Raw genomic sequence first — 18,738 nt, 5'->3', positions numbered from 1 at the left:
TCAGCCCACCCCGCTCGATGCGTAGGACGCGTAGAGGGCGGGGCGGCGGTCGTCGTCACGGTGGTTGTACGCGTTGAGCTGGCGGTCGCGGGCGTCGTGCGGGTCGACCTCGGCCGTGAGCACGGCGTCGCCCACGCGCGGGGCCTCGGCGAGCACCTCGGCGCGCGGCGAGCAGATCCGGCTGCGGCCGATAAACGTGAGCGTCTCGCGGCCGTTCGACTCCGACCCCGTGCGGTTGGCGGTCGCCGTGAACACGCCGTTTTCGAGGGCGCGGATGGGCATGGCTTCCGGGCAGTGCGGGAGGACGAGGTTCGACGGGTGCGCGACCACGTCCGCCCCGCCCGCCGCGAGGGCTCGGGCGGACTCCGGGAAGAACCAGTCGAAGCAGACCATGACGCCCAGCCGGTAGGGCCGCCCCGCCCGATCCGCGACGGTCCACACGGGGAAGCCGGTGTCGCCGGGGCGGAAGTGCTGCGTCTCCTCGTAGTAGAGGTGCGTCTTGCGGTACGTCCCCAGCCAGCCGCGCGGCGCCACCACGACGGCGCTGTTGTAGTGAGCGGGGCGGCGAGAGCTCCCCGCCCGTTCGGCGAGGCCGGCAACGAACGTGGCGCCGGTCTCGCGCGCCCACGCTTCGAGGCGGCGCACCGTCCGGCCGTCGGGGACCGGCTCGGCGAGCGCGTGGGCCTGCTCCGTGGAGTCGAAAAAGTAGCCGGTCGCGAACAGCTCGGGGAGCACGACGAGGTCGGCCTCCGCCCCGCCCTGCTCGTGCAGGAGCGACTCGGCGTGGGCGAGGTTGGCCTCCACCCCGCCCTTTTCGACGTCGAACTGAATGACAGCTAGTTTCACTGCAATAACGGATTAATCGAGCGCGCCTGCCTGGAGCGCCGTGATCGCCGCCACGTTCGCGATGTCCTCCCAGTCCGACCCCCGCGACAGGTCGTTGGCCGGGAGGCGGAGCCCCTGCAGGACCGGCCCGAACGCCTCCGCCCCGCCCACGCGCTGCGTGATCTTGTAGCCGATGTTGCCGGCGTTGAGGCTGGGGAACACGAACACATTAGCCTGGCCGGCGACGGCGCTTCCCGGCGCCTTCCGCTCCCCCACCGCCGCGTCGAAGGCGGCGTCGAACTGGAGCTCGCCATCGATGGCCGCGTCCGGCCGCTTCTGCTGCGCCGTCTCGGTCGCCTGGCGCACGCGGTCGACGAGGTCGTGCTCGGCCGAGCCCTTGGTCGAGAACGACAGGAAGGCCACGCGCGGCTCCTCGCCCGTCAGGAAGCGGTGGTTCTGGGCCGCGTCGAGGCCGATCGAGGCCAGCTCGTCGGGCGACGGGTACGGGTTCACGCCGCAGTCGGCGTACGTCAGCGGGCGGCCGTCGGGGAGCACCATGAGGAAGAACGACGACACGAGCGCCGAGCCCTCCGCCACGCCCAGCACGTGGATCGCCGCGCGGACCACGTCGGGCGACGGGTGCGCCGCGCCGGCTACGCATCCGTCGGCGTCGCCGGCGTCGACCATGAGGTCGCCCCAGTACAACACGTCGTGCACGGCCTCGCGCGCCTGCTCGTACGTCATCCCCCGGTGCTTCCGCTTCTGGAACAGGGCCTGCGCGTAGTCCTGGGCGCGCGGGCTCGTCGCCGGGTCCACGACCGAGATCGACGGCGGCAGCGGGGTCCCCTGCCGCTCGGCCTCAGCGCGGACCTCGGCCTCGGGACCAACGAGGGCGGGGCGGACCACGCCGCGCTCGGCGAGCCACAGCGCGGCCTGGATCGTGCGCGGGTCGGTCCCCTCGGGGAGCGCGATCTTTTTGTTCAGCGCGCGCGCGCGGTCGTGGAGGTCGGTGATAGAGAACATGATACTAGATTTTGCAATAACGGACAAACGCCCATGAGGTGATCGCGGGCAAAGCGGCGCTCCACCCCGCCCGAGCAACGACGTGCGTGTCGTGGGGCCATGCGGTCTCGGCACGCGAGACACCGCAGACGCGTCGCGGCCTCGAACGTGACCGCCCCGCTCGGGAGGCCTACCTCCACCCCGCCCGACACAAGCGCCGCGGGCGGGGTGGAGAAAGCGCGTCCCCGCTGGGCGGGGCGGAGCTTAGGCGGCGTCCGCCTGGAGCGCGCCCAGGACGGCGTCGAAGTCGGGCTGGTTGCCCGCGTTGTCGAGCACCTCGGCGTAGCGGATCGTGCCGTCCTCGCCGACGACGAAGGCCGCCCGCTTCGAGATGCGGTCGAGGCCCATCGGCGTAAAGTCGTTGTCGTACTTGGCCCCGTAGGCCGCCGAGACCGTGCCCTCGTGGTCGGAGAGGAGCGGGAACGGCAGCCCGTTCACGTTCTTGAACTCGGCGAGCGCGAACGGCGAGTCGGTCGAGATCCCGACGACGGTCGCGCCGAGGTCGCGGTAGCGGTCGTAGTCGTTGCCGACCGTGTTGAGCTCGGTCGTGCACACGCTCGTAAAGGCGCCGGGGAAAAACAGGACGACGACGGGGCCGTCGGCGAGGGCGTCTTGGAGCGAGAACGGCTCGGTGGCGTCGTCGTAGAGCTGGATGTCGGGGGCGCGGTCGCCGGTCTTCAGGGCCATGGGGGCAAGGGTGGTGAGGGGCGGGGTGGACGCATGGGGCGGGGCGGGGTTCTGGGGCGGGGCGGCCGTGGGCCGCTCACTCCACCGAGGGGGGCGAGGCCGGACCTCTCTCTGTGGCGCCTCCTGTGGGCTCTTTCCCTCTGTTGTACAGCCACGGCCGCGCCCAGCGCGTCGCGAGCGGCATCACGGGATAGGTGAGGACGCACGAGAGCACGACGACCGTCACGGCCAGCGCCAGCGGGGCGGGAAAGCGGCCGAGGAGCCGGCCGAGGGTCGCGTTCGCGATCAGCAGGAGCGGGTAGACGCAGGCCGCGCTGAGCACGGCCCGCTTCCAGAACGGCGCGCGTGCGCCCGGCGGGGCGAGGTCGAACCACAGCTCGCGGCCCGTCCCCTGCTGGACCACGCGGTGCGCCCCGGCGATCTCGCCGAGCGTCTGGCGGAGGTCGGCGAGCGCGTCCGACGCGAGCCACGCGTCGCGCGCCGCGGACCCGTCGAACCGCGTGAGGACGGTGTACAGGATATCGTCTCCTTCGGAGTGACGGACCACGTCGACCGACTGGAAGCCGGGACGGTCGGCCACGACGCGGTGGAACGTGGCGAGCCACGACTCGTAGCGCTCGCGCTCCCACCGGGGAACGCGCTGCACAACGGCGACGGCGGCGGGGCCGACCTCCGCGACCGCGCCCGCCTCGGCGTCGAGGCGGGCGGGCGGCGGACTAGGCACGCTCCACGACAGAGAGCTCCTGGATGACGGTCTTGTACTCGACAAAGTCCTCCATCGCGGCCACGCCGTTGAGGCGGCCGAGCCCGCTCTGCTTGTAGCCGCCCTCGGCGCTCTCGTCGTAGATGACGGCCCAGTTGTTGATCCAGACCGTCCCGGCGTCGATGCGCCGCGCGAGCCGGAGCGGGCGGTCGACGTCCGTCGACCATACGGCGGCCGCGAGCCCGTAGATGGAGTCGTTGGCGAGCGCGATGGCCTCGTCCTCCGAATCGTACGCCTGCATCGTCAAGACCGGCCCGAACGTCTCTTCCTGGACGATGTCCATTTTGGGATCGGCCACCTCCAGGAGCGTCGGCCGGTAGAAGGCGCCCTTCGAGAGCGGCCCCTCCGTGATCGGTCCGCCGCGCGTCACCACCGTCGCGCCTTCGGCGATCGCCTTCTCGACGATCTCGTCGACGCGGTCGACGTTGGGCCGGTCGATGAGCGGTCCCATGTCGCTCTCTGGATCGGCGGCCGGCCCGGCCTTGACGGCCGCGAGCATCTCGCCGAGCCGGTCGCGGACCTCGTCGTAAACGGGGCGCTCGACGAGAAGCCGGCTCCCGGTCATGCAGAACTGGCCCGCGAACGTGGTCAGCGACTTCACGATGACCGGGAGCGCCCCGTCAAGGTCGGCGTCGGCGGCGACGACGTGGGGCGTTTTCCCACCGAGCTCCAGGCCGAAGCGCTTGATCATCGGGGCGCCCGCTTCGAGGATGGCCGCGCCCGTGGCGGTGCTCCCGGTAAAGCTGATCGTCGGCACATCGGGCGAGGCGACGAGCGCCTTCGACCCGTCCGGCCCGGACTCGTGGAACACGTTGAGCACGCCCGCCGGTAGGCTCTCGACGCTCGCGAAGACGCGGTACATCGCTGCGTTCGTCTGCGCCGTCTGGCCCGGCAGCTTGCCCGCGACGGTCGTCCCGGCCGCGAGCGCAGGCGCGAGCGAGCGGATAAACAGGATGATGGGCGAGTTCCACGGCGCGATCACTCCGGCCACGCCCATCGGCTCCCGGTAGACGGTCGTGTACTTGCCGGCCGCGACCTGGACGGCCCGGCCGCCCTCGGCGAGCGCCAGCGCCGCGTAGAAGCGGAGCTTGGACGGCGCCATGGTGACCTCGAACCGCGCCTCGTCCTTCACCTTCCCGTTCTCGAGCGACAAGATCTCGACGAGCTCGTCGGTAGCCGCCTCGAAGCGGTCCGCCATCTCGTTGAGCGCTTGAGCGCGGAGTTGGCGGTTGGTGGACCAGTCGGTCTCGGTGAAGGCGCGCTTGGCGGCGGCGGTGCAGGCTTGCGCCTCGGCTTCGCCGCCGTCGGCGTACGTGCCGATCACGTCGTAGGTGGCCGGGTCGATGCTGTCGGTGTGGGTCTCGGAGTCGACCCACTCGCCACCGATCCAGTGGCGAGCGTGGGTGTCGGAGGATGACATGAGAGCGTAGGCTGTGGTAAGGAGGTAGGGTCGAAGTGCCGCGACGGAGCAGGACGTCAGACGGCGCGGGCTCAGGTGCCGACGTGGGGCGTGTCCAGGACGGGAAGGCCGGCCTCGATCTGCTCCCGCTGCGCTTCCAGCCACGGCGGAAGAACGAGCGTCTCGCCGAGGTGCTCGGGGTCCTCGTCGCGAGCGAAGCCGGGGCCATCGGTCGCGAGCTCGAAGAGCACCCCGCCCGGCTCGTGGAAGTAGACGGACCGGAACCAGAAGCGGTTGATGGGCGGGGACGGGCGCAGGCCGACCCGCTCGATGTAGCTCCGGAGCACGTCTTCCTGGTCGTCGTCGTGCATCCGCCAGGCGACGTGGTGGACGCCCCCGGCACCACCCCGCCCGGGTGCGGCGTCGGCGACCACCTTCACGTCGGCGTACGTGCCCGAGCCGCCGCCCGGCGCCGCATAGCGGTGCCAGTCGCCGTCCTCGCCGACCTTCTCCATCCCCATCACCGCCGTCAGGAGCGTCTCGGTGGGCTCCGTCCCACGCTCCCAGATCCGCACGGCGTGCAGGCCGCGCACCTGGTGCTCGGCCGGAACCGGGCTCTGCCCCCACGGCACGAACGGGCGCTCGTCGTCGGTCTCGACGAGCGCCAGCCGCAAGCCGTGCGGGTCCTCGAACGGGAGCGCCCGCTCGCCAAACCGCGTCTCGACCTCGCCCGTCGTCACGCCGTGCTCGCCCAGCCGCTCCTGCCAGAAGTCCAGGCTGCCGGTGGGCACGGCGAGCGGGACCTCGACGACCTGGCCCGGGCCGGCGCTCGCGCGGCTGGCGGTCGGGATGGGGAAGAAGGTGAGGTCGGTGCCGGGCGTGCCCACGGCGTCGGCGTAGAAGAGGTGGTAGACGTCCGGGGCGTCCTGGTTGATGCTCTTCTTGACCAGGCGCATCCCCATCGTGCCGGTGTAGAAGTCCACGTTTTCCTGAGCGTCTCCGGCGATGACGGTGACGTGGTGGAGGCCGTGGGTGGCAGGCTTGTGTGCGTGGGGTTCCATGGGTTCGTATGGCTGAGTTACGTGGGTTACGTCCTCTGGACCTGCAGATGGACGCGTCGACGACGGTGAGAGTGTGCAGGACCCTGTCAGTCGAACCGGCAGGGCGTCGTGGCGTCGCGCTCCGAGTCGAACTGAACGATCATCAGGACGGCGAGCCGCATTCGGGGAGCGCGTGCGGTCGTGTCTACGGGGTCGGGACGGCGACGTCGGGCAGGCCCTCGCGCACCGCCTGTTCGTCGTCCACGCCCGGCGGCAGGCGGAGCTCGCGGCCGAGTGCGCCGGCGGGCTCGTCCAGGTCGAAGCCGGGGCCGTCCGTGGCGACCTCGAACAGCACGCCGCCGGTCCGCTCGCGGTCGCGGAAGTAGATCGACCGGAAGTAGGAGCGGTCCCTCGTCTCCGTCACCTTCACGCCCTCGGCCGCTAGGCGGTCGTGGAGCGCGTCGCGCTCGGCGTCCGTCCGCGCTCGGAAGGCGACGTGGTGGACCGTGCCCAGACCGTTCTTCGCCTCCGGCGCCGAGGCGTCCTCGACGAGCTCGACCATCTGCCCCGGGCCGCCGCCCTCGGCCTGGGCGAGATGGCCCGTCTCGGTCTGCGTCACCTCCATCCCAAAGCTGTCGGCCAGGAACGCAGCGACCGGCGCGGCCTGGCGGACGCGGAGCTGCACGCCCAGCACGCCGCGGAGCGCCACCTCGGCGTCCAGGCCCGGCGCGCCGGCGCGGTCGTCCTCGCCGAACGCGACCGCCAGCGGCAGGCCGGACGGGTCACTGATCCGAAGCGCCGGGCGTCCCATCACCTCGGCGGACTCGGTGGCGACGCCACGCTCGGCGAACCGCTGCTCCCAAAACGTCTGCGATCCGACCGGTGCCGAGAACGCCACCAGGCTCGTGATTCCAACCCCGTCCTGGCCCTGGCGCACGTCGCGGCGGCCGTAGGGGAACGTCGTCATGACGCTGCCAGGCGTGCCGGCGGCGTCAGCGTAGTAGAAGTGGTAGACGTCGTGGTCGTCGAAGTTGACGGTCTGCTTGATGAGCGAGAGGCCGAGCGTGCCGGCGAAAAAGTCGAGGTCCTCCTGGTCGCCGTCTGTCGTGGCGGTGACGTGGTGGAGGCCGGGCGTGCGGAAGGACATGGCAGAGAACGGAGGGTGAGCGGTAGGGGCGGGGCGGGGACGGGCAGTAGAGGCCGGGCGGGGTGGGGACGTAGGGGCCGCGTGGTCGCGCGGGCCGTCAGGCCGGAGGGGCCGACTCGCGCTCCAGCCCCGCCTGGTCCCAGTCTGCTAGGTCGGCGGCGGCCTCGTACGTGCTCTGCAGGAACGCCAGGAGCACCGCCTCCGGGTCGTCCGCCGTCCGCACCGCCTCGTACGGCAGCACGAACTCGCCCAGGTCGTCGTGGAAGTACGCCGCCCCGCCCAGGCCCGCGCCCGCCCAGAAGCCGGCGCTCGAGAGCTCGCGCGAGTACGCCTCCTCCATCACCCAGTCGGCGCAGTTGGGGACGCCGCCGGGGTGCGTCGGCGCCTCGCGGCCGGAGAACCGCGTGACGGCGAGGTCGAAGGCGCCCCAGAAGAAGTGGACCGGGCTCACCTTGCCCAGGAAGCGGGCGCGGAAGTCGGTGAACACGCGGTGGGCCTGGACGAGCACGCGCCAGTGGCGCTGCGCCGCGTCGGCGTCGTAGGCCGCGTGCTCCGTGTCGTCGGGCGGATGTGCGACGGTGATCATGCAGGAAGAACGGCACGGGTGCCTTGTCAGCCGTGGTCGATGCTCCCAAAATCGTGTTCGCCCGTTCGGTTTAGTCGCAGAGCGGGTCTCGGCGCCGACCTAAGGCGTCCATGTTGCCCTCCCCTCTTTCTGCCTCCGTATGCCCGACGTCTTCCGCCTCACCCGCATCGTCTCCACCGCCGCCGGCGGCACCCGGTTCGTCACGGCCGACGTGCCCCTGACCGACCAGGGCGTCATCGGCCGGATGAGCGACGCCGCCGACGCCGGGACGGCCCAGTTCCGCGAGACCGACGACGACTACGACTGGGATTACCACCCCGCCCCGGCCCGTCAACTGATCCTGCTGCTCGACGGCGAGATTGAGATCGCCTGCACCGAGCGCGACGCCGACGGCCAGCCGGTCGGGTCGCCTGACGTACGGAGGTTCGGGCCAGGCGAAGTCCTGCTGGTGGAGGACGTCGACGGCCACGGCCACAAGACGCGGCAGCTGTCGGCGGGTCCGCGCCGGTCCGTGTTCGTCACGCTCGCGGCCGGCGCGCTCGCGGCCGAAGCCTAACAGCCAGCAGAGCGATGCTGAACGCCGACGGCCGCCCGACATACACCTCCGCCTCCCCCAACCCATCGTCTGTATGCCTCGCACCCGGACTGCTCTCCTCGCCGCCGGCGCCCTCGGCCTGGGCACCGCCGCCCTGCGCCGCTGGCGCCGCCACCCGTCACCACCGCCCGGCGGACGGCCGTTGCGCGTCGTCTGCGTCGGCGCCGGGTTCGCCGGGCTCCGCCTGGCCCAGGAGCTCGACGGCGAGCCCGTCGAACTCACGCTCGTCGACCGCAACAACTACCACCTCTTCCAGCCGCTCCTGTACCAAGTGGCGACGGCGGCGCTGGAGCCCGAGGAGATCGCGCACTCGGTCCGCGGCGTCCTCCAGGGCCAGGCGAATGCCCGGTTCCGGATGGCCCGGGCGACCGGCGTGGACTGGGAGCGGCGTGAGCTCCAGACGGCCCAGGGCGAGCCGATCCCGTTCGACCGCTTGGTCATCGCGGCCGGCGCCGAGACGGCGTCGTTCGGCGTGCCCGGCGTGGAGGAGTTCGCCTTCGGCCTCAAACACTTGGAAGACGCCGTCGCGCTGCGGAGCCACACCATCCGCCGGTTCGAGCGGGCCACGCTCGACCCGGACGAGATCGACCGCGGCGCGCTCACGTTCGTCCTCGTCGGCGGCGGGCCGACGGGCGTCGAGATGTCGGTGGCGCTCGTGGAGCTGTTCGACATGGTGCTCCAGCAGGACTTCCCCGAGCTCGACTTGTCGCGCGCGCGCGTGATCCTGGCCGAGGCCGGGGACAGCGTCCTCTCGGTCTACGACCGCGACCTCCGTCAGTACGCGCTCGACCAGATCCGCAAGCGCGGCGTCGAGGTCCGGCTGGGCGCCGCCGTCGAGCGCGTCGAGGGCGCGGGCGGGCAGGCGACGGCGGCGATCATCGACGGGGAGCGCGTCCCGGCCCAGACCGTGCTGTGGGCGGCGGGCGTCCAGGCGGCTGGGCTGGCGGCGACGCTGGGCGTGGAGCAAGGCCGCGGCGGGCGGATCGCCGTCGAGCCGGACCTGTCGGTGCCCGGTCACACGGGCGTCTACGCCGTCGGCGACGTCGCGGCCGGCGTAGAGCCGCTGCCCCAGCTCGCGCCGGTCGCCCAGCAGCAGGCTCGGTACGTGGCGCGGCGGCTGGCCGCCGAGGCGCGCGGCGAGGCGCCGGACGCCAAGCCGTTCCGCTACACCGACAAAGGGAACATGGCGACCATCGGGCGTGGTGCCGCCGTGGCTGAGGTGCCCGGCGGGATCAAGCTGACCGGCTACGTGGCGTGGCAAGCCTGGGCCTGGCTCCACCTGGCCCTGCTGATCGGCTTCCGAAACCGGGCCAACGTCTACGTCAACTGGGTCTACAACTACTTCACCTACGACCGCTCGGCGCGATTGGTGCTCAACCGCGAGCGCGTGGCGGGCCTCCTCCAGCGCGCCGTCGACGCACCGCCCGCCGAAGCGCAACCGTAACCGGCCCTCCACCCTCCCCCCTATCCTATGCGCTCCCGCACGCTTCGCTTCGACAACGACCGCGGCCCTAGCCGTGCTCCGGTTCGACTTTTCCAGGCTGGGCCAGTCTAACGGTGACCTTCGACACCCACGTCTCGTCGAACGTGGCCGACCTCGCCGCCGCGCGGTTCATGGGCGGGGCGGCCGTACTGCTCGCCGCGGCCCAGACCCCCAGCGTCCGCTCCGTCGCTACGGTTGGCGCGCCGTGCCGGCCCCGCGCTTGATGACGATCGCACTCTGCACGTCCCCCACCTCCCGAACCTCCGCGTGATCCCCGAGGCTTGGGACTGCAGCTCGCTCTGGTCGGCGTAACACCAGCTCTGAAGGTTTGTGCCTCACCCGAGCCGCCCCGCCCCGCCCATCCACCACCCCTGGCCCCTCCTGACTGCGCCGTCGCTTCGCGGTGTCTAGGAGGGGAACTCCTCTGAAGGCGTTGGAGCATGAGGTAGAAAGTCAGCGACCTGGTACAAGCCGTCGCAGGTGCTCACTCTCACGCACCTACGGGAAACCCCTTCGGTTATGCGTCAGCCCCTAGGCTAGCTTCCAGACCGCGAGCCGATCCATTCGGACGTCTCAGTAGTGTGCTCCTACGGCGCCTGCGCCGCACTCGGCCATCGTACGCCCGACAGGCGCGCACATCCTTTCGTACATACGCCCATGCCTGCCCCCTCTGACTCGCCTCTTGTAGACGTTGCGATCACCATCAACGGCGAGTCCCGAGACCTCTCCGTAGACCCGCGCGCCAGCCTGCTCGACACGTTGCGCTTGGGGCTCGACCTCAACGGCTCCAAAAAGGGCTGCAACCAGGGCGCGTGCGGCGCCTGCACCGTGCTCCTCGACGGCGAGCGCGTCAACGCGTGCCTGGTGCTGGCGGTGACCTGCGACGGCCAGGAGGTGACGACGGTGGAGGGCATCGGGATGCCCGGCCACCTCCACCCGCTGCAGGACGCGTTTATCGAGCACGACGGGTTCCAATGCGGCTACTGCACGCCGGGCCAGATCGTCTCCGGCGTCGCGCTGCTGGCAGAGGCCGCCACCGGCCAGCCGAGCGTCGTAGACGTGGACCTGTCGCCCGACTCCGCCGCCCATTTGTCCGACGAGGAGCTGTCCGAGCGCATGAGCGGCAACATCTGCCGCTGCGGCGCCTACCCCGGCATCCGCGCCGCGCTCCGCCACGCGGCCCAGACCACCCCGCCCGCTTCCGCATGACGCCCTTTACCTACCACAAACCCGCCTCCGTCGCCGACGCGCTCGCGCTGCTGGCCGAGCCCGGCGCGACGCCGCTGGGCGGCGGCACCAACCTGGTGGACCTGATGCGGAAGGGCGTCGAGACGCCCGACCACCTCGTCGACGTGCAGGACCTGCCGTTGGGGGAGATCGCCGAGACGGACGACGGCGGGTTGCGCATCGGCGCGCTGGTGTCGAACACAGCGCTGGCGGCGCACGACCGCGTCCGCCGCGACTACCGGATGGTGTCGGAGGCGACGCTCGCCGGCGCCTCGCAGCAGCTGCGCAACCGGGCCACGACCGGCGGCAACCTGCTCCAGCGGACGCGCTGCTACTATTTCACCGAGCCCGGCTACCCGTGCAACAAGCGCGAGCCCGGCTCGGGCTGCCCGGCCAAAGACGGTTTCAACCGCATCCACGCCATCCTGGGCGAGAGCGACGCGTGCATCGCCACGCACCCGTCGGATATGTGCGTGGCGTTGGCAGCGCTCGACGCCACGGTCGAGATCGAGGGGCGGGGCGGCCAGCGCCAGGTCCCCCTCGTCGACTTCCACCTCTTGCCCGGCGACACGCCCGACGTCGAGACGGTGCTCGCGGCCGACGAGATCATCACGGCCGTTACGCTTCCGCCGCCGTCCGACGCGAGCCGCCAGTCGGTCTACGTCAAGGTCCGCGACCGCCAGAGCTACGCCTTCGCGCTCGTCTCCGTCGCCGCTGGGCTGGCGCTTGGCGCCGACGGCCAGGTCGAGGACGTGCGGCTGGCGCTGGGCGGGGTGGCGCACAAGCCGTGGCGCGCGTTCGACGCCGAGGACCTGCTCCGCGGCGGCCCTGCCACTGACGACGCGTTCCGCCAAGCGGGCGAAGCCATCGTCGCCGACGCGACCGGCTACGGCCACAACGACTTCAAGATTCCTCTCGCCCCGCGCACCGTCGCCGTCGCCCTAGGCAAGGCGCTCGCACGCGCGCAGCGCGCATCCGGTGATGCCCGATGACCACGACCCAGACCACTCCCATCATCGGCCAGGCCACGCGCCGCGTCACCGGGCCGCTCAAGGTCTCGGGACAGGCGACGTACGCCGCCGAGTTCTCCAAAGACTTCGGGCCGGAGCTGGCGCACGGCGTCTTGGTGACCACGATGGCCGCCAGCGGCCGGATCGCGTCCATCGACACGGAGCAGGCAGAGGCGGCGCCGGGCGTCGTCCGGGTGTTCACGCACCTCAACGCGCCTGAGCTTCCGTACGAGGAGCCCGTCATGCGGCCCCAGGTGCAGCCCCAGGTGGGCGATCCGCTGCGTCCGCTCCAGACCGACCAGATCTTTTTCAGCGGCCAGACCGTGGCCGTGGTCGTGGCGGAGACGCTGGAGCAGGCGGAGCACGCGGCGACGTTGGTTCGCGTCACGGTCGACGAGGCGCCAGCCGACACCAATCTCCACGCCGCCCGCCAGCGGCCCGAAGCGGACGAGGAGCAGGACACGCCGCGCGTCTCGGCGCCGAAGAAGCCGGCCGAGAACAGCACGATGACGGGCCGCCCGTCCGACGTGACGGTGGGCGATCCGGACGCCGCGTTCGAGGCCGCCGCGCACACCGTCGACCTGGACATCGAGATCAAGACCCTCGTCAACCACCCCATCGAGCCGCACGCGACGATTGCGTGGTGGGAGGGCAACAAGCTCACAGTCCACGACAAAACCCAATGGGTCGACAACGCGCGCCACAAGCTGGCGCTCGCGTTCGGCATCCGCCAGGAGGAGATTGACCTTAAAGTCGACGCGCTCAACACGGCCAAGGACGCCGTCGAGAGCGTGCTGGGCATTCGGGAGTCGAGCGTCCGGGTGATTACGCCGTTTACCGGCGGCGGCTTCGGCTCGGGCCTGCGGACATGGCCGCACACGTTCCTGACGGCGATGGCGGCGCGCGAGCTAGACCGGCCGGTCCGCTTGGTGCTGACGCGGGCCGAGATGTTCACGTCGGTCGGCCACCGGCCGCACAACCTCCAGCGCGTCCGGCTGGGGGCCGACGCCGACGGGCGCTTGCAGAGCGTGATCCACGAGGGCTGGCAGGAGACGTCGGTGTACGAGGAGTACACGATGAACCTGCTCAACACCACGCGGATGGCCTACGCCACGCCCAACCTGCGCACGACCTATAGGCTGGTGCCCTTGAACGTCCAGACGCCGACCTCGATGCGGGCGCCGGGCGAGTGCTCGGGCGCGCACGCGCTGGAGGTGACGATGGACGCGCTGGCCGCTGAGATGGGGATGGACCCGCTGGAGCTACGCCGCCGCAACAACGCGACGCACGACGTCCAGGGCACGCCGTTCTCGTCCAAGCACCTCGCCGAGGCCTACGACCTGGGCGCCGAGAAGATCGGCTGGGCCGACCGCCCGCTCGCCCCGCGCTCGATGCGCGACGGCGACGACTGGGTCGGGCTGGGCGTGTCGTCGACGTTCTACCCGGCCAACCGGATCAAGGCGTCGGCGTCGGCGCGGCTCTTGCCTGATGGGACGGCCCAGGTCCACACGGCCGCCTCCGACATGGGGCCGGGCACCTACGTCTCGATGACGATGGTGGCCGCCGACACGCTGGGCCTGCCACTCGACAAGGTCCGGTTCGCGCTCGGCGACTCCGACTTCCCGCACGCGCCCGTCCACGGCGGCTCCATGACGATGGCTTCGGTCGGCCCCGCCGTCAGGGCCGCGTGCCAGGCCGCGGTCCAGGCCGTCATCGAACTGGCCATCGACGACGACGCCTCGCCGCTGGCGGGCGCCAGCGCGAACGACGTTCGCCTGGAGCACGGCGAGCTGATCGGGCCGGGTGGGCGCGAGACGCTGATGGACGCCGTCCGGCGGCACGGTGAGCCCGTCGAGGCCACGGCGGCGTCGGGGCCGAACAAGCTCCAGATGCTGATGCCGTCGGACTACGTTTTCCACTCGTACGGCTGCGTGTTCGCGCGCGTCCGCGTGGACGCGAGGACGGGCGAGCCGCGCGTCGAGAAGGTGGTGGCGGTCAACGACGTGGGCAAGGTCATCAACCCGACCACGGCGGCGTCCCAGACCATCGGCGGCGTGGTAATGGGCATCGGGATGGCGCTGATGGAGGAGGCGATCCTCGACCCGAACTTCCACCGCTACGCCAACGACACGCTGGCCGAGTACCACGCGCTCACCAACCGCGACGCGCCCGAGATCGAGGCCCACTTTGTCGGCGAGCCGGACTACGAACTCAACCCGCTCGGCGCGCGCGGTGTGGGCGAGATCGCGACCGTCGGCACGTCCTCGGCCGTTATCAACGCCATCACCCACGCGACGGGCGTCCGCGTCCTAAGCCTGCCGGCGACGCTGGACAAGGTGCTCCATGCCGTCTGAGGGCCTGGACGCTGGGCCGGCCGGCCATTCGGCGCCGAACAGCCTGCGCGCGCTCCTAGCCGACTACGCCGCGCTGCGGGCCGACAGGCGTCCGTTCGCCGTCGCGTCGGTCGTCGGCGTGGAGGGCTCGGCGTTCCGCCGCGAGGGTGCGCGCCTGCTCGTGGTGCCGGACCCGGTGACCGACTTCGCGTCCGTCACGGACGCGCTGCACACCTGGGCGCAGGTCCCTCGGCCCCAAACCCTGGGCTCGATCTCGGGCGGCTGCCTGGAGGGCGAGGTCGCGTGGCACGCGCTCGACGCCGTCCGCACGGGCCGGCCGCGCACGGTCGCGCTCACGTCGCGCCTGGGTGACGGCGACCGCGCCGCGTTCGGGATCGGCTGCGGCGGGACTGTCACGGTCCTCGTCCAACCCGTTCGCCCGGGCCACGCCGGACCGCTCGACGCCGTCGCGCACGCCCTCCGGTCGCGCCGGACCGGGGCGCTGGCGCTCGTCACCGGGGGGCCAGAGGTACACCTCGGCCGCCACCTGTTCGCCCGCGCCGACGGCGACGTCGACGGCACAGTCCAAGACTCCGCGCTGCGTGCGGCGCTCATGGCTGAGGCCGTCGGCGCGCTCGCGGCGGGCGCCAGTCGGACGGTTGCGGTACCCAGCGACGCGGGCGAGGTCGTGGTTCGCATCGAGGTCGTCCGGCCGCCGGTCTGCGTTGCCGTGGCCGGGACAGGCCCCGACGCCCGCGCCCTGGTCCGGCAGGCGGCGCTGCTGGGCTGGGAGACCGTCGCCGTCGGCGCGAGCTCTGCGCCCGAGGTCGCCGCTGCGATCCCCGAGGCAGACCGTGCGCTAGCCGTCCCAGAGCCGTCCGACCTCGCGGGGCACCTGGACGACCGGACGGCGGTCGTGGTGCTGACGCACAACTTCGAGCGCGACCGGGCCTTGGTCGGGGCGCTCAGCGCCGCTGCTGTCCCCTACCTCGGGCTCCTTGGCTCTCGGGAGCGTACAGCGCGTCTGGTCGCGGACCTGGCCGAGGCGGGCGTGACGCTCACGGCCGGCCGGCTCTCGTCGCCCGTCGGCCTCGACATTGGCGCCGAGACGCCCGAGGAGATTGCGCTCGCAACGTGCGCCGAGATCCTGAGCCACTCCAAGACCTGGACGTCCAAGATCCGGACAGAGGCGGACTCGCGGCTCACCACCAACTCGGATCGGCCGCGAGCGTCTCTCCTGTGACGCCCCCCTCCCTCGCCGACGGCGCGCCGCCGGAGCTCGCGCCCATGACGGCCAGCGACGAGGCGCACCGTACGGATACGCCCGACGGGCACCGAGCCGGAGGATCACACGCTGTCGCACGGCTAACGGCGTTGTGGGGGCTCGTCGAGGTCGGGCTCGGCGGTGCGCTCCACGCACTGCGCCTGCCGCTGACCGGCCTACTGGTCGGGTCGAGCGCCGTTGTGCTGCTGGCGCTGATTGCCGAGGCGGCGCGGCGTGACGGCCGCTCCGTGCGCCGGACGCTGCTCGGGGCGACGGCCGTCGTGCTCGGCGTGAAAGCGGCGGCGAGCCCGCACAGCCCCGTCGGCGCGTACCTCGCAGTCGCGTTCCAGGGTGGACTTGCCACGCTCGCCCTGCCGACGTTGGGCCGACGGCTGGGGCCGCTCGTGCTGGGCGTCGTCGCGCTCGCTGAGTCGGCCGTCCAGCGAGTCTTGGTGATGACGATCCTGTTCGGGGCCGCCTTCTGGGACGCCGTCGACGCGCTCGTGGACCTGGCAACCCGTCAGCTCGGCGCGGTCGTAGGCGCCGACCTGGGCGGGGCGGGGTCGGGGAGCGTGTGGCTCGTGTCGGTCTACATCGGCGTTCACCTCGTGGTGGGCGGGGTGGTCGGCGTGCTGGCGGCGCGCGTCCCCAAGCGGGCGTTCCGAGCCGCTCAGCGGCCCAGCGCGGTGGCCCTCGCACGGGCGGGGCGGGACCGCTCCGATGAGCGGACGGCACGCGCGGCGCGCACGCCGCGGCCGTGGTACGCCCGGCCACCGATCCGCCGCCTCGGTCTGGCGGCCCTCCTTTTGGCCGCCTACGCCGCGCTCGGGCTGACCGAGGGGAGCGCACGGCCCGCAGCCGACGCGGCTGTGGCCGTCGTGCGCGCGGCCGTGCTGCTCGCCTTGTGGACGACCGTTGTGGCGCCGCTCGCGCTTCGGCTCGTCCACCGGCTCGCTGGTCGGTCCCGGCGCGGCGCCGACGTGGCACGCGCGGCCGAACAGATCCCCGAGCTCCGCGCCATCGCGGGGCTCGCGTGGCGCAAGACGCGGGGCCGCGGCGGAGCACGCCCGCTCGCCTTCGCGGTTCTCGTCTCGGCCGCCGCCCTCACCAGCGGGGAGCGCCGCGGGGAGAGACCCGATGCCCCATGATCGTCGTCCTCACCGGCCCCATCCAGACGGGCAAAACCACTGCCCTGCGCCGCGTCTTCGCCAACGGTGCTATACCGGGCGCCGCTGGCGTGCTGCAACCAGTGATCAACGGCCGACGGCACGTGCTGTCTCTAGCGTCGGGCGAGACGCGACCGCTCGAAGCAGAGCCGGGTGACGAGGTTGTGCGTGTCGGCCGGTTCGCGTTCTCTGCCGCCACGTTCGCCTGGGCGCGTGCCCGCGTCGACAGCGCCGACAGCGCCGGGAGTTGGCTCGTAGTCGACGAGGTCGGCCCGCTGGAGCTCCGGGGCGAAGGACTGGCCGACGCCGTCGGGCCGGCCATCGCGCGCGCGCGCCAGCCAGGCAGCCCGCGCTTGCTCCTGGTTGTCCGCGAGACGCTCCTGGACCGCGCCGTCGCCGACCTCGGGCTGAGTGACGCGGACGTCGTGCGCTTGGGGGACCGGCTCCCAGGCGGACCGAGGCTCCACCCCGCCCAGACCGCCCTGTGAGCGCGCGCCGCCTGGGGGCCGTCGTGCTCGCCGCCGGCCGCTCGTCGCGGATGGGGCGTGAGAACAAGCTGCTCGCGGACCTCGCCGGCCGGCCCGTCCTGGACCACGTCCTCGACCTCGCGACCGACGCGATGTTCGCAGACGCCGTCGTGGTGGGCGGATACGACCGCAGTGCCGTCAGCGCCGTCGCGCAGGCGCGGAGCGTTCGAACGGTCCACAACGCGCGCTGGCGGGACGGCATGGGCGCGTCGATGCGCGTCGCCGTCGCCGACCTCGACCCGGACCTCGACGGAGTAGTGGTCCTGCTTGGCGACGTGCCGCTCGTCCAAACCGCAACGCTCGTGCGGCTTGCCGAGGTCTGGCGCCAGTCCCCGGCGCCCGCCATCGTGCGCCCGATCTGGCGAGGGCAGCCCGGCCACCCGGTCGTGTTCTCCAAGGCGTTCGTCCCCGACCTCCTGCGCCTACGCGGCGACGACGGCGCCCGCGCCGTCCTGATCGAGCACACCGCGAGCCTCGTCCGAGTCGACACCGGCGACGAGGGGGTGACGATGGACGCCGACACGCCCCATGCACTCGCCACGCTCCGACGGCGCGTGCGGGCTCTGTAGAGACGACCGCCGGAGCCCCAATACCAGATCTCACGGTCGATGCGCCACCCCGCCCCCTGGCTGCGCCGACGCTGCGCGATGTCTCCTGCCAGCGGGAGAGAGGACGTCGTAGAGGCCGCTCGGGCGGGGCGGAGGAGGGCGCACGAACTCAAAGATCCAGGAGTAGGGACGACGCTCAGTCCTCGTCTCACCTGACCTTCCCGGTTCGCTACACGTGCTCGATCGCATGTGAGCAAACTGCCTGAAAGCGGATGCCGCCACCGCGACTCCCGCTTGAGGACTTGTCGCCCGAGAGGCGTGTGGTGACCAAAGGCGTCCAGATGGGAGGACAGCCGGAGTAGAAAGACGTGGTTCGGGAATCTCTACGGCCCGATGGAACGTCTGGCGCGCGGCTTGTAGCTAGCGTCGACGTCCACCACTCTTCGTCTCATGCTCCGAACAGTCCTCCTCGTCCTCGCAGCGTTCCTCGTCGCCCCAACCGTCTCGGCGCAGTCGCTGCCCCCCGGAGCGCGCGCTTACCTCGGCGACTGGACGACGTACGACGGCGACGAGCCCCAGTCCGTCGTCCGTCTCACCGAGTCCAGCGGCGTGCTCCGCGGGCGGATCGTTCGCATCCTGCCGACGGAGGAGTCTCCGCAGCCCCAGTACCTCTGCGGCGAGTGCATTGGGGAGTTCGAGGGGGCAGATCTCCGCACCGTTCCGCTCATCGAGGGCATGGAGTGGGACGGCGGAGAGTTCTCCGGCGGGCGCATCACCGACCCGACGAACGCCAAGCGGTACAAGGGCATCTTGAAGCTCGACGGCCGCGACGAGCTCCGCGTCCGCGGGTACGTCGGCGTCCGCGCTCTCGGTCGCACGCAAACCTGGCGGCGCGCGCAGTAGAGGTGTCAGGCACGGCCCGCGTGCAAGCTGACGGCGACCTTCCGACTCCGGGCGGCGACACGGATTCTAACGAGAGCTCGGACCTCGACCTACTGCGAACGGCAAGCCGACGCCGGGGTCGGTGCCAAGCGCGTCCAGCGGGGCGGGGCGGGGCGGTCAAAGCGGTGCGTCTC

The 18,738-nt window shown here is 71.8% G+C and carries 18 protein-coding genes and 1 pseudogene; 11 read left to right on the top strand and 8 right to left on the bottom strand.

What is annotated here, in order from left to right:
* From RM540_RS12945 to RM540_RS12910, 8 genes and pseudogenes are all read right to left on the bottom strand, one after another.
* Positions 1–846 (bottom strand): nitrilase-related carbon-nitrogen hydrolase, encoded by an 846-nt coding sequence (locus RM540_RS12945; protein ID WP_311664761.1) that lies wholly within the window; start codon positions 844–846, stop codon positions 1–3.
* Between the two features lie 12 nt (positions 847–858).
* A complete protein-coding gene (gene pta / locus RM540_RS12940) occupies positions 859–1,848 on the bottom strand; it encodes a phosphate acetyltransferase (protein WP_311664759.1) in 990 nt (329 codons plus the stop codon).
* A 243-nt stretch (positions 1,849–2,091) separates the two neighbouring features.
* Entirely contained in the window at positions 2,092–2,574 is a 483-nt protein-coding gene (locus RM540_RS12935) for a redoxin domain-containing protein (RefSeq protein WP_311664757.1), read from the bottom strand.
* 76 nt (positions 2,575–2,650) lie between these two features.
* Positions 2,651–3,298, bottom strand: a complete 648-nt coding sequence (locus RM540_RS12930) for an antibiotic biosynthesis monooxygenase (protein ID WP_311664755.1) — start codon at positions 3,296–3,298, stop codon at positions 2,651–2,653.
* A complete protein-coding gene (locus RM540_RS12925) occupies positions 3,291–4,757 on the bottom strand; it encodes an aldehyde dehydrogenase family protein (RefSeq protein ID WP_311664753.1) in 1,467 nt (488 codons plus the stop codon). Before RM540_RS12925 ends, RM540_RS12930 begins: the two co-directional genes overlap by 8 nt.
* A gap of 71 nt (positions 4,758–4,828) precedes the next feature.
* The gene (locus RM540_RS12920; RefSeq protein WP_311664751.1) at positions 4,829–5,797 is read right to left on the bottom strand and encodes a ring-cleaving dioxygenase; all 969 of its coding nucleotides are present in this window, start codon (positions 5,795–5,797) and stop codon (positions 4,829–4,831) included.
* Between the two features lie 184 nt (positions 5,798–5,981).
* Positions 5,982–6,923: a VOC family protein gene (locus RM540_RS12915; RefSeq protein ID WP_311664749.1), complete on the bottom strand. Its 942-nt coding sequence runs from the start codon at positions 6,921–6,923 to the stop codon at positions 5,982–5,984.
* Between the two features lie 97 nt (positions 6,924–7,020).
* A pseudogene (locus RM540_RS12910) lies at positions 7,021–7,482 on the bottom strand (DUF5996 family protein); the annotation flags it as partial.
* A gap of 166 nt (positions 7,483–7,648) precedes the next feature.
* On the opposite strand from RM540_RS12910, the gene RM540_RS12905 reads away from it, so the two are divergent.
* The 11 genes from RM540_RS12905 to RM540_RS12855 all read left to right on the top strand — a co-directional run bounded on the left by RM540_RS12905 (position 7,649) and on the right by RM540_RS12855 (position 18,565).
* Positions 7,649–8,065, top strand: coding sequence for a cupin domain-containing protein (locus tag RM540_RS12905; RefSeq protein WP_311664745.1), 417 nt, complete (start codon positions 7,649–7,651; stop codon positions 8,063–8,065).
* A gap of 73 nt (positions 8,066–8,138) precedes the next feature.
* Positions 8,139–9,548, top strand: a complete 1,410-nt coding sequence (locus tag RM540_RS12900) for an NAD(P)/FAD-dependent oxidoreductase (RefSeq protein WP_311664743.1) — start codon at positions 8,139–8,141, stop codon at positions 9,546–9,548.
* Positions 9,549–9,661: 113 nt separating this feature from the next.
* Positions 9,662–9,811, top strand: coding sequence for a hypothetical protein (locus tag RM540_RS12895; RefSeq protein WP_311664741.1), 150 nt, complete (start codon positions 9,662–9,664; stop codon positions 9,809–9,811).
* 433 nt (positions 9,812–10,244) lie between these two features.
* Positions 10,245–10,796 carry a (2Fe-2S)-binding protein gene (locus RM540_RS12890; protein WP_311664738.1) on the top strand — a complete coding sequence of 184 codons (552 nt, stop codon included), beginning with the start codon at positions 10,245–10,247 and terminating at the stop codon, positions 10,794–10,796.
* A complete protein-coding gene (locus RM540_RS12885; RefSeq protein WP_311664737.1) occupies positions 10,793–11,806 on the top strand; it encodes an FAD binding domain-containing protein in 1,014 nt (337 codons plus the stop codon). The genes RM540_RS12890 and RM540_RS12885 overlap by 4 nt, the downstream gene beginning before the upstream one ends.
* Entirely contained in the window at positions 11,803–14,178 is a 2,376-nt protein-coding gene (locus RM540_RS12880) for a xanthine dehydrogenase family protein molybdopterin-binding subunit (protein ID WP_311664735.1), read from the top strand. The genes RM540_RS12885 and RM540_RS12880 overlap by 4 nt, the downstream gene beginning before the upstream one ends.
* Positions 14,168–15,400, top strand: a complete 1,233-nt coding sequence (locus tag RM540_RS12875; RefSeq protein ID WP_311664733.1) for an XdhC family protein — start codon at positions 14,168–14,170, stop codon at positions 15,398–15,400. The genes RM540_RS12880 and RM540_RS12875 overlap by 11 nt, the downstream gene beginning before the upstream one ends.
* Positions 15,397–16,569 carry a hypothetical protein gene (locus tag RM540_RS12870; RefSeq protein WP_311664731.1) on the top strand — a complete coding sequence of 391 codons (1,173 nt, stop codon included), beginning with the start codon at positions 15,397–15,399 and terminating at the stop codon, positions 16,567–16,569. The genes RM540_RS12875 and RM540_RS12870 overlap by 4 nt, the downstream gene beginning before the upstream one ends.
* Entirely contained in the window at positions 16,566–17,075 is a 510-nt protein-coding gene (locus RM540_RS12865) for a nucleoside-triphosphatase (protein ID WP_311664729.1), read from the top strand. The genes RM540_RS12870 and RM540_RS12865 overlap by 4 nt, the downstream gene beginning before the upstream one ends.
* Positions 17,072–17,683, top strand: a complete 612-nt coding sequence (locus RM540_RS12860; protein WP_311664727.1) for a nucleotidyltransferase family protein — start codon at positions 17,072–17,074, stop codon at positions 17,681–17,683. Before RM540_RS12865 ends, RM540_RS12860 begins: the two co-directional genes overlap by 4 nt.
* Before the next feature lie 429 nt (positions 17,684–18,112).
* Positions 18,113–18,565 carry a DUF2147 domain-containing protein gene (locus RM540_RS12855; protein ID WP_311664725.1) on the top strand — a complete coding sequence of 151 codons (453 nt, stop codon included), beginning with the start codon at positions 18,113–18,115 and terminating at the stop codon, positions 18,563–18,565.
* Positions 18,566–18,738: the final 173 nt, after the last annotated feature.

This window comes from Rubrivirga litoralis (assembly GCF_031846415.1).
Lineage (GTDB): Bacteria > Bacteroidota > Rhodothermia > Rhodothermales > Rubricoccaceae > Rubrivirga > Rubrivirga litoralis.
Note: the sequence above shows the minus strand (reverse complement) of the source record. Positions and strands in the feature narration are given on the sequence as shown.

Excerpts from the sequence above, each read along its gene's own strand:
- pta (WP_311664759.1), bottom strand. The coding sequence starts at position 1,848 with ATGTTCTCTATCACCGACCTCCACGACCGCGCGCGCGCGCTGAACAAA.
- RM540_RS12935 (WP_311664757.1), bottom strand. The coding sequence starts at position 2,574 with ATGGCCCTGAAGACCGGCGACCGCGCCCCCGACATCCAGCTCTACGAC.
- RM540_RS12925 (WP_311664753.1), bottom strand. The coding sequence starts at position 4,757 with ATGTCATCCTCCGACACCCACGCTCGCCACTGGATCGGTGGCGAGTGG.
- RM540_RS12920 (WP_311664751.1), bottom strand. The coding sequence starts at position 5,797 with ATGGAACCCCACGCACACAAGCCTGCCACCCACGGCCTCCACCACGTC.
- RM540_RS12915 (WP_311664749.1), bottom strand. The coding sequence starts at position 6,923 with ATGTCCTTCCGCACGCCCGGCCTCCACCACGTCACCGCCACGACAGAC.
- RM540_RS12905 (WP_311664745.1), top strand. The coding sequence starts at position 7,649 with ATGCCCGACGTCTTCCGCCTCACCCGCATCGTCTCCACCGCCGCCGGC.
- RM540_RS12900 (WP_311664743.1), top strand. The coding sequence starts at position 8,139 with ATGCCTCGCACCCGGACTGCTCTCCTCGCCGCCGGCGCCCTCGGCCTG.
- RM540_RS12890 (WP_311664738.1), top strand. The coding sequence starts at position 10,245 with ATGCCTGCCCCCTCTGACTCGCCTCTTGTAGACGTTGCGATCACCATC.
- RM540_RS12885 (WP_311664737.1), top strand. The coding sequence starts at position 10,793 with ATGACGCCCTTTACCTACCACAAACCCGCCTCCGTCGCCGACGCGCTC.
- RM540_RS12880 (WP_311664735.1), top strand. The coding sequence starts at position 11,803 with ATGACCACGACCCAGACCACTCCCATCATCGGCCAGGCCACGCGCCGC.
- RM540_RS12875 (WP_311664733.1), top strand. The coding sequence starts at position 14,168 with ATGCCGTCTGAGGGCCTGGACGCTGGGCCGGCCGGCCATTCGGCGCCG.
- RM540_RS12865 (WP_311664729.1), top strand. The coding sequence starts at position 16,566 with ATGATCGTCGTCCTCACCGGCCCCATCCAGACGGGCAAAACCACTGCC.
- RM540_RS12855 (WP_311664725.1), top strand. The coding sequence starts at position 18,113 with ATGCTCCGAACAGTCCTCCTCGTCCTCGCAGCGTTCCTCGTCGCCCCA.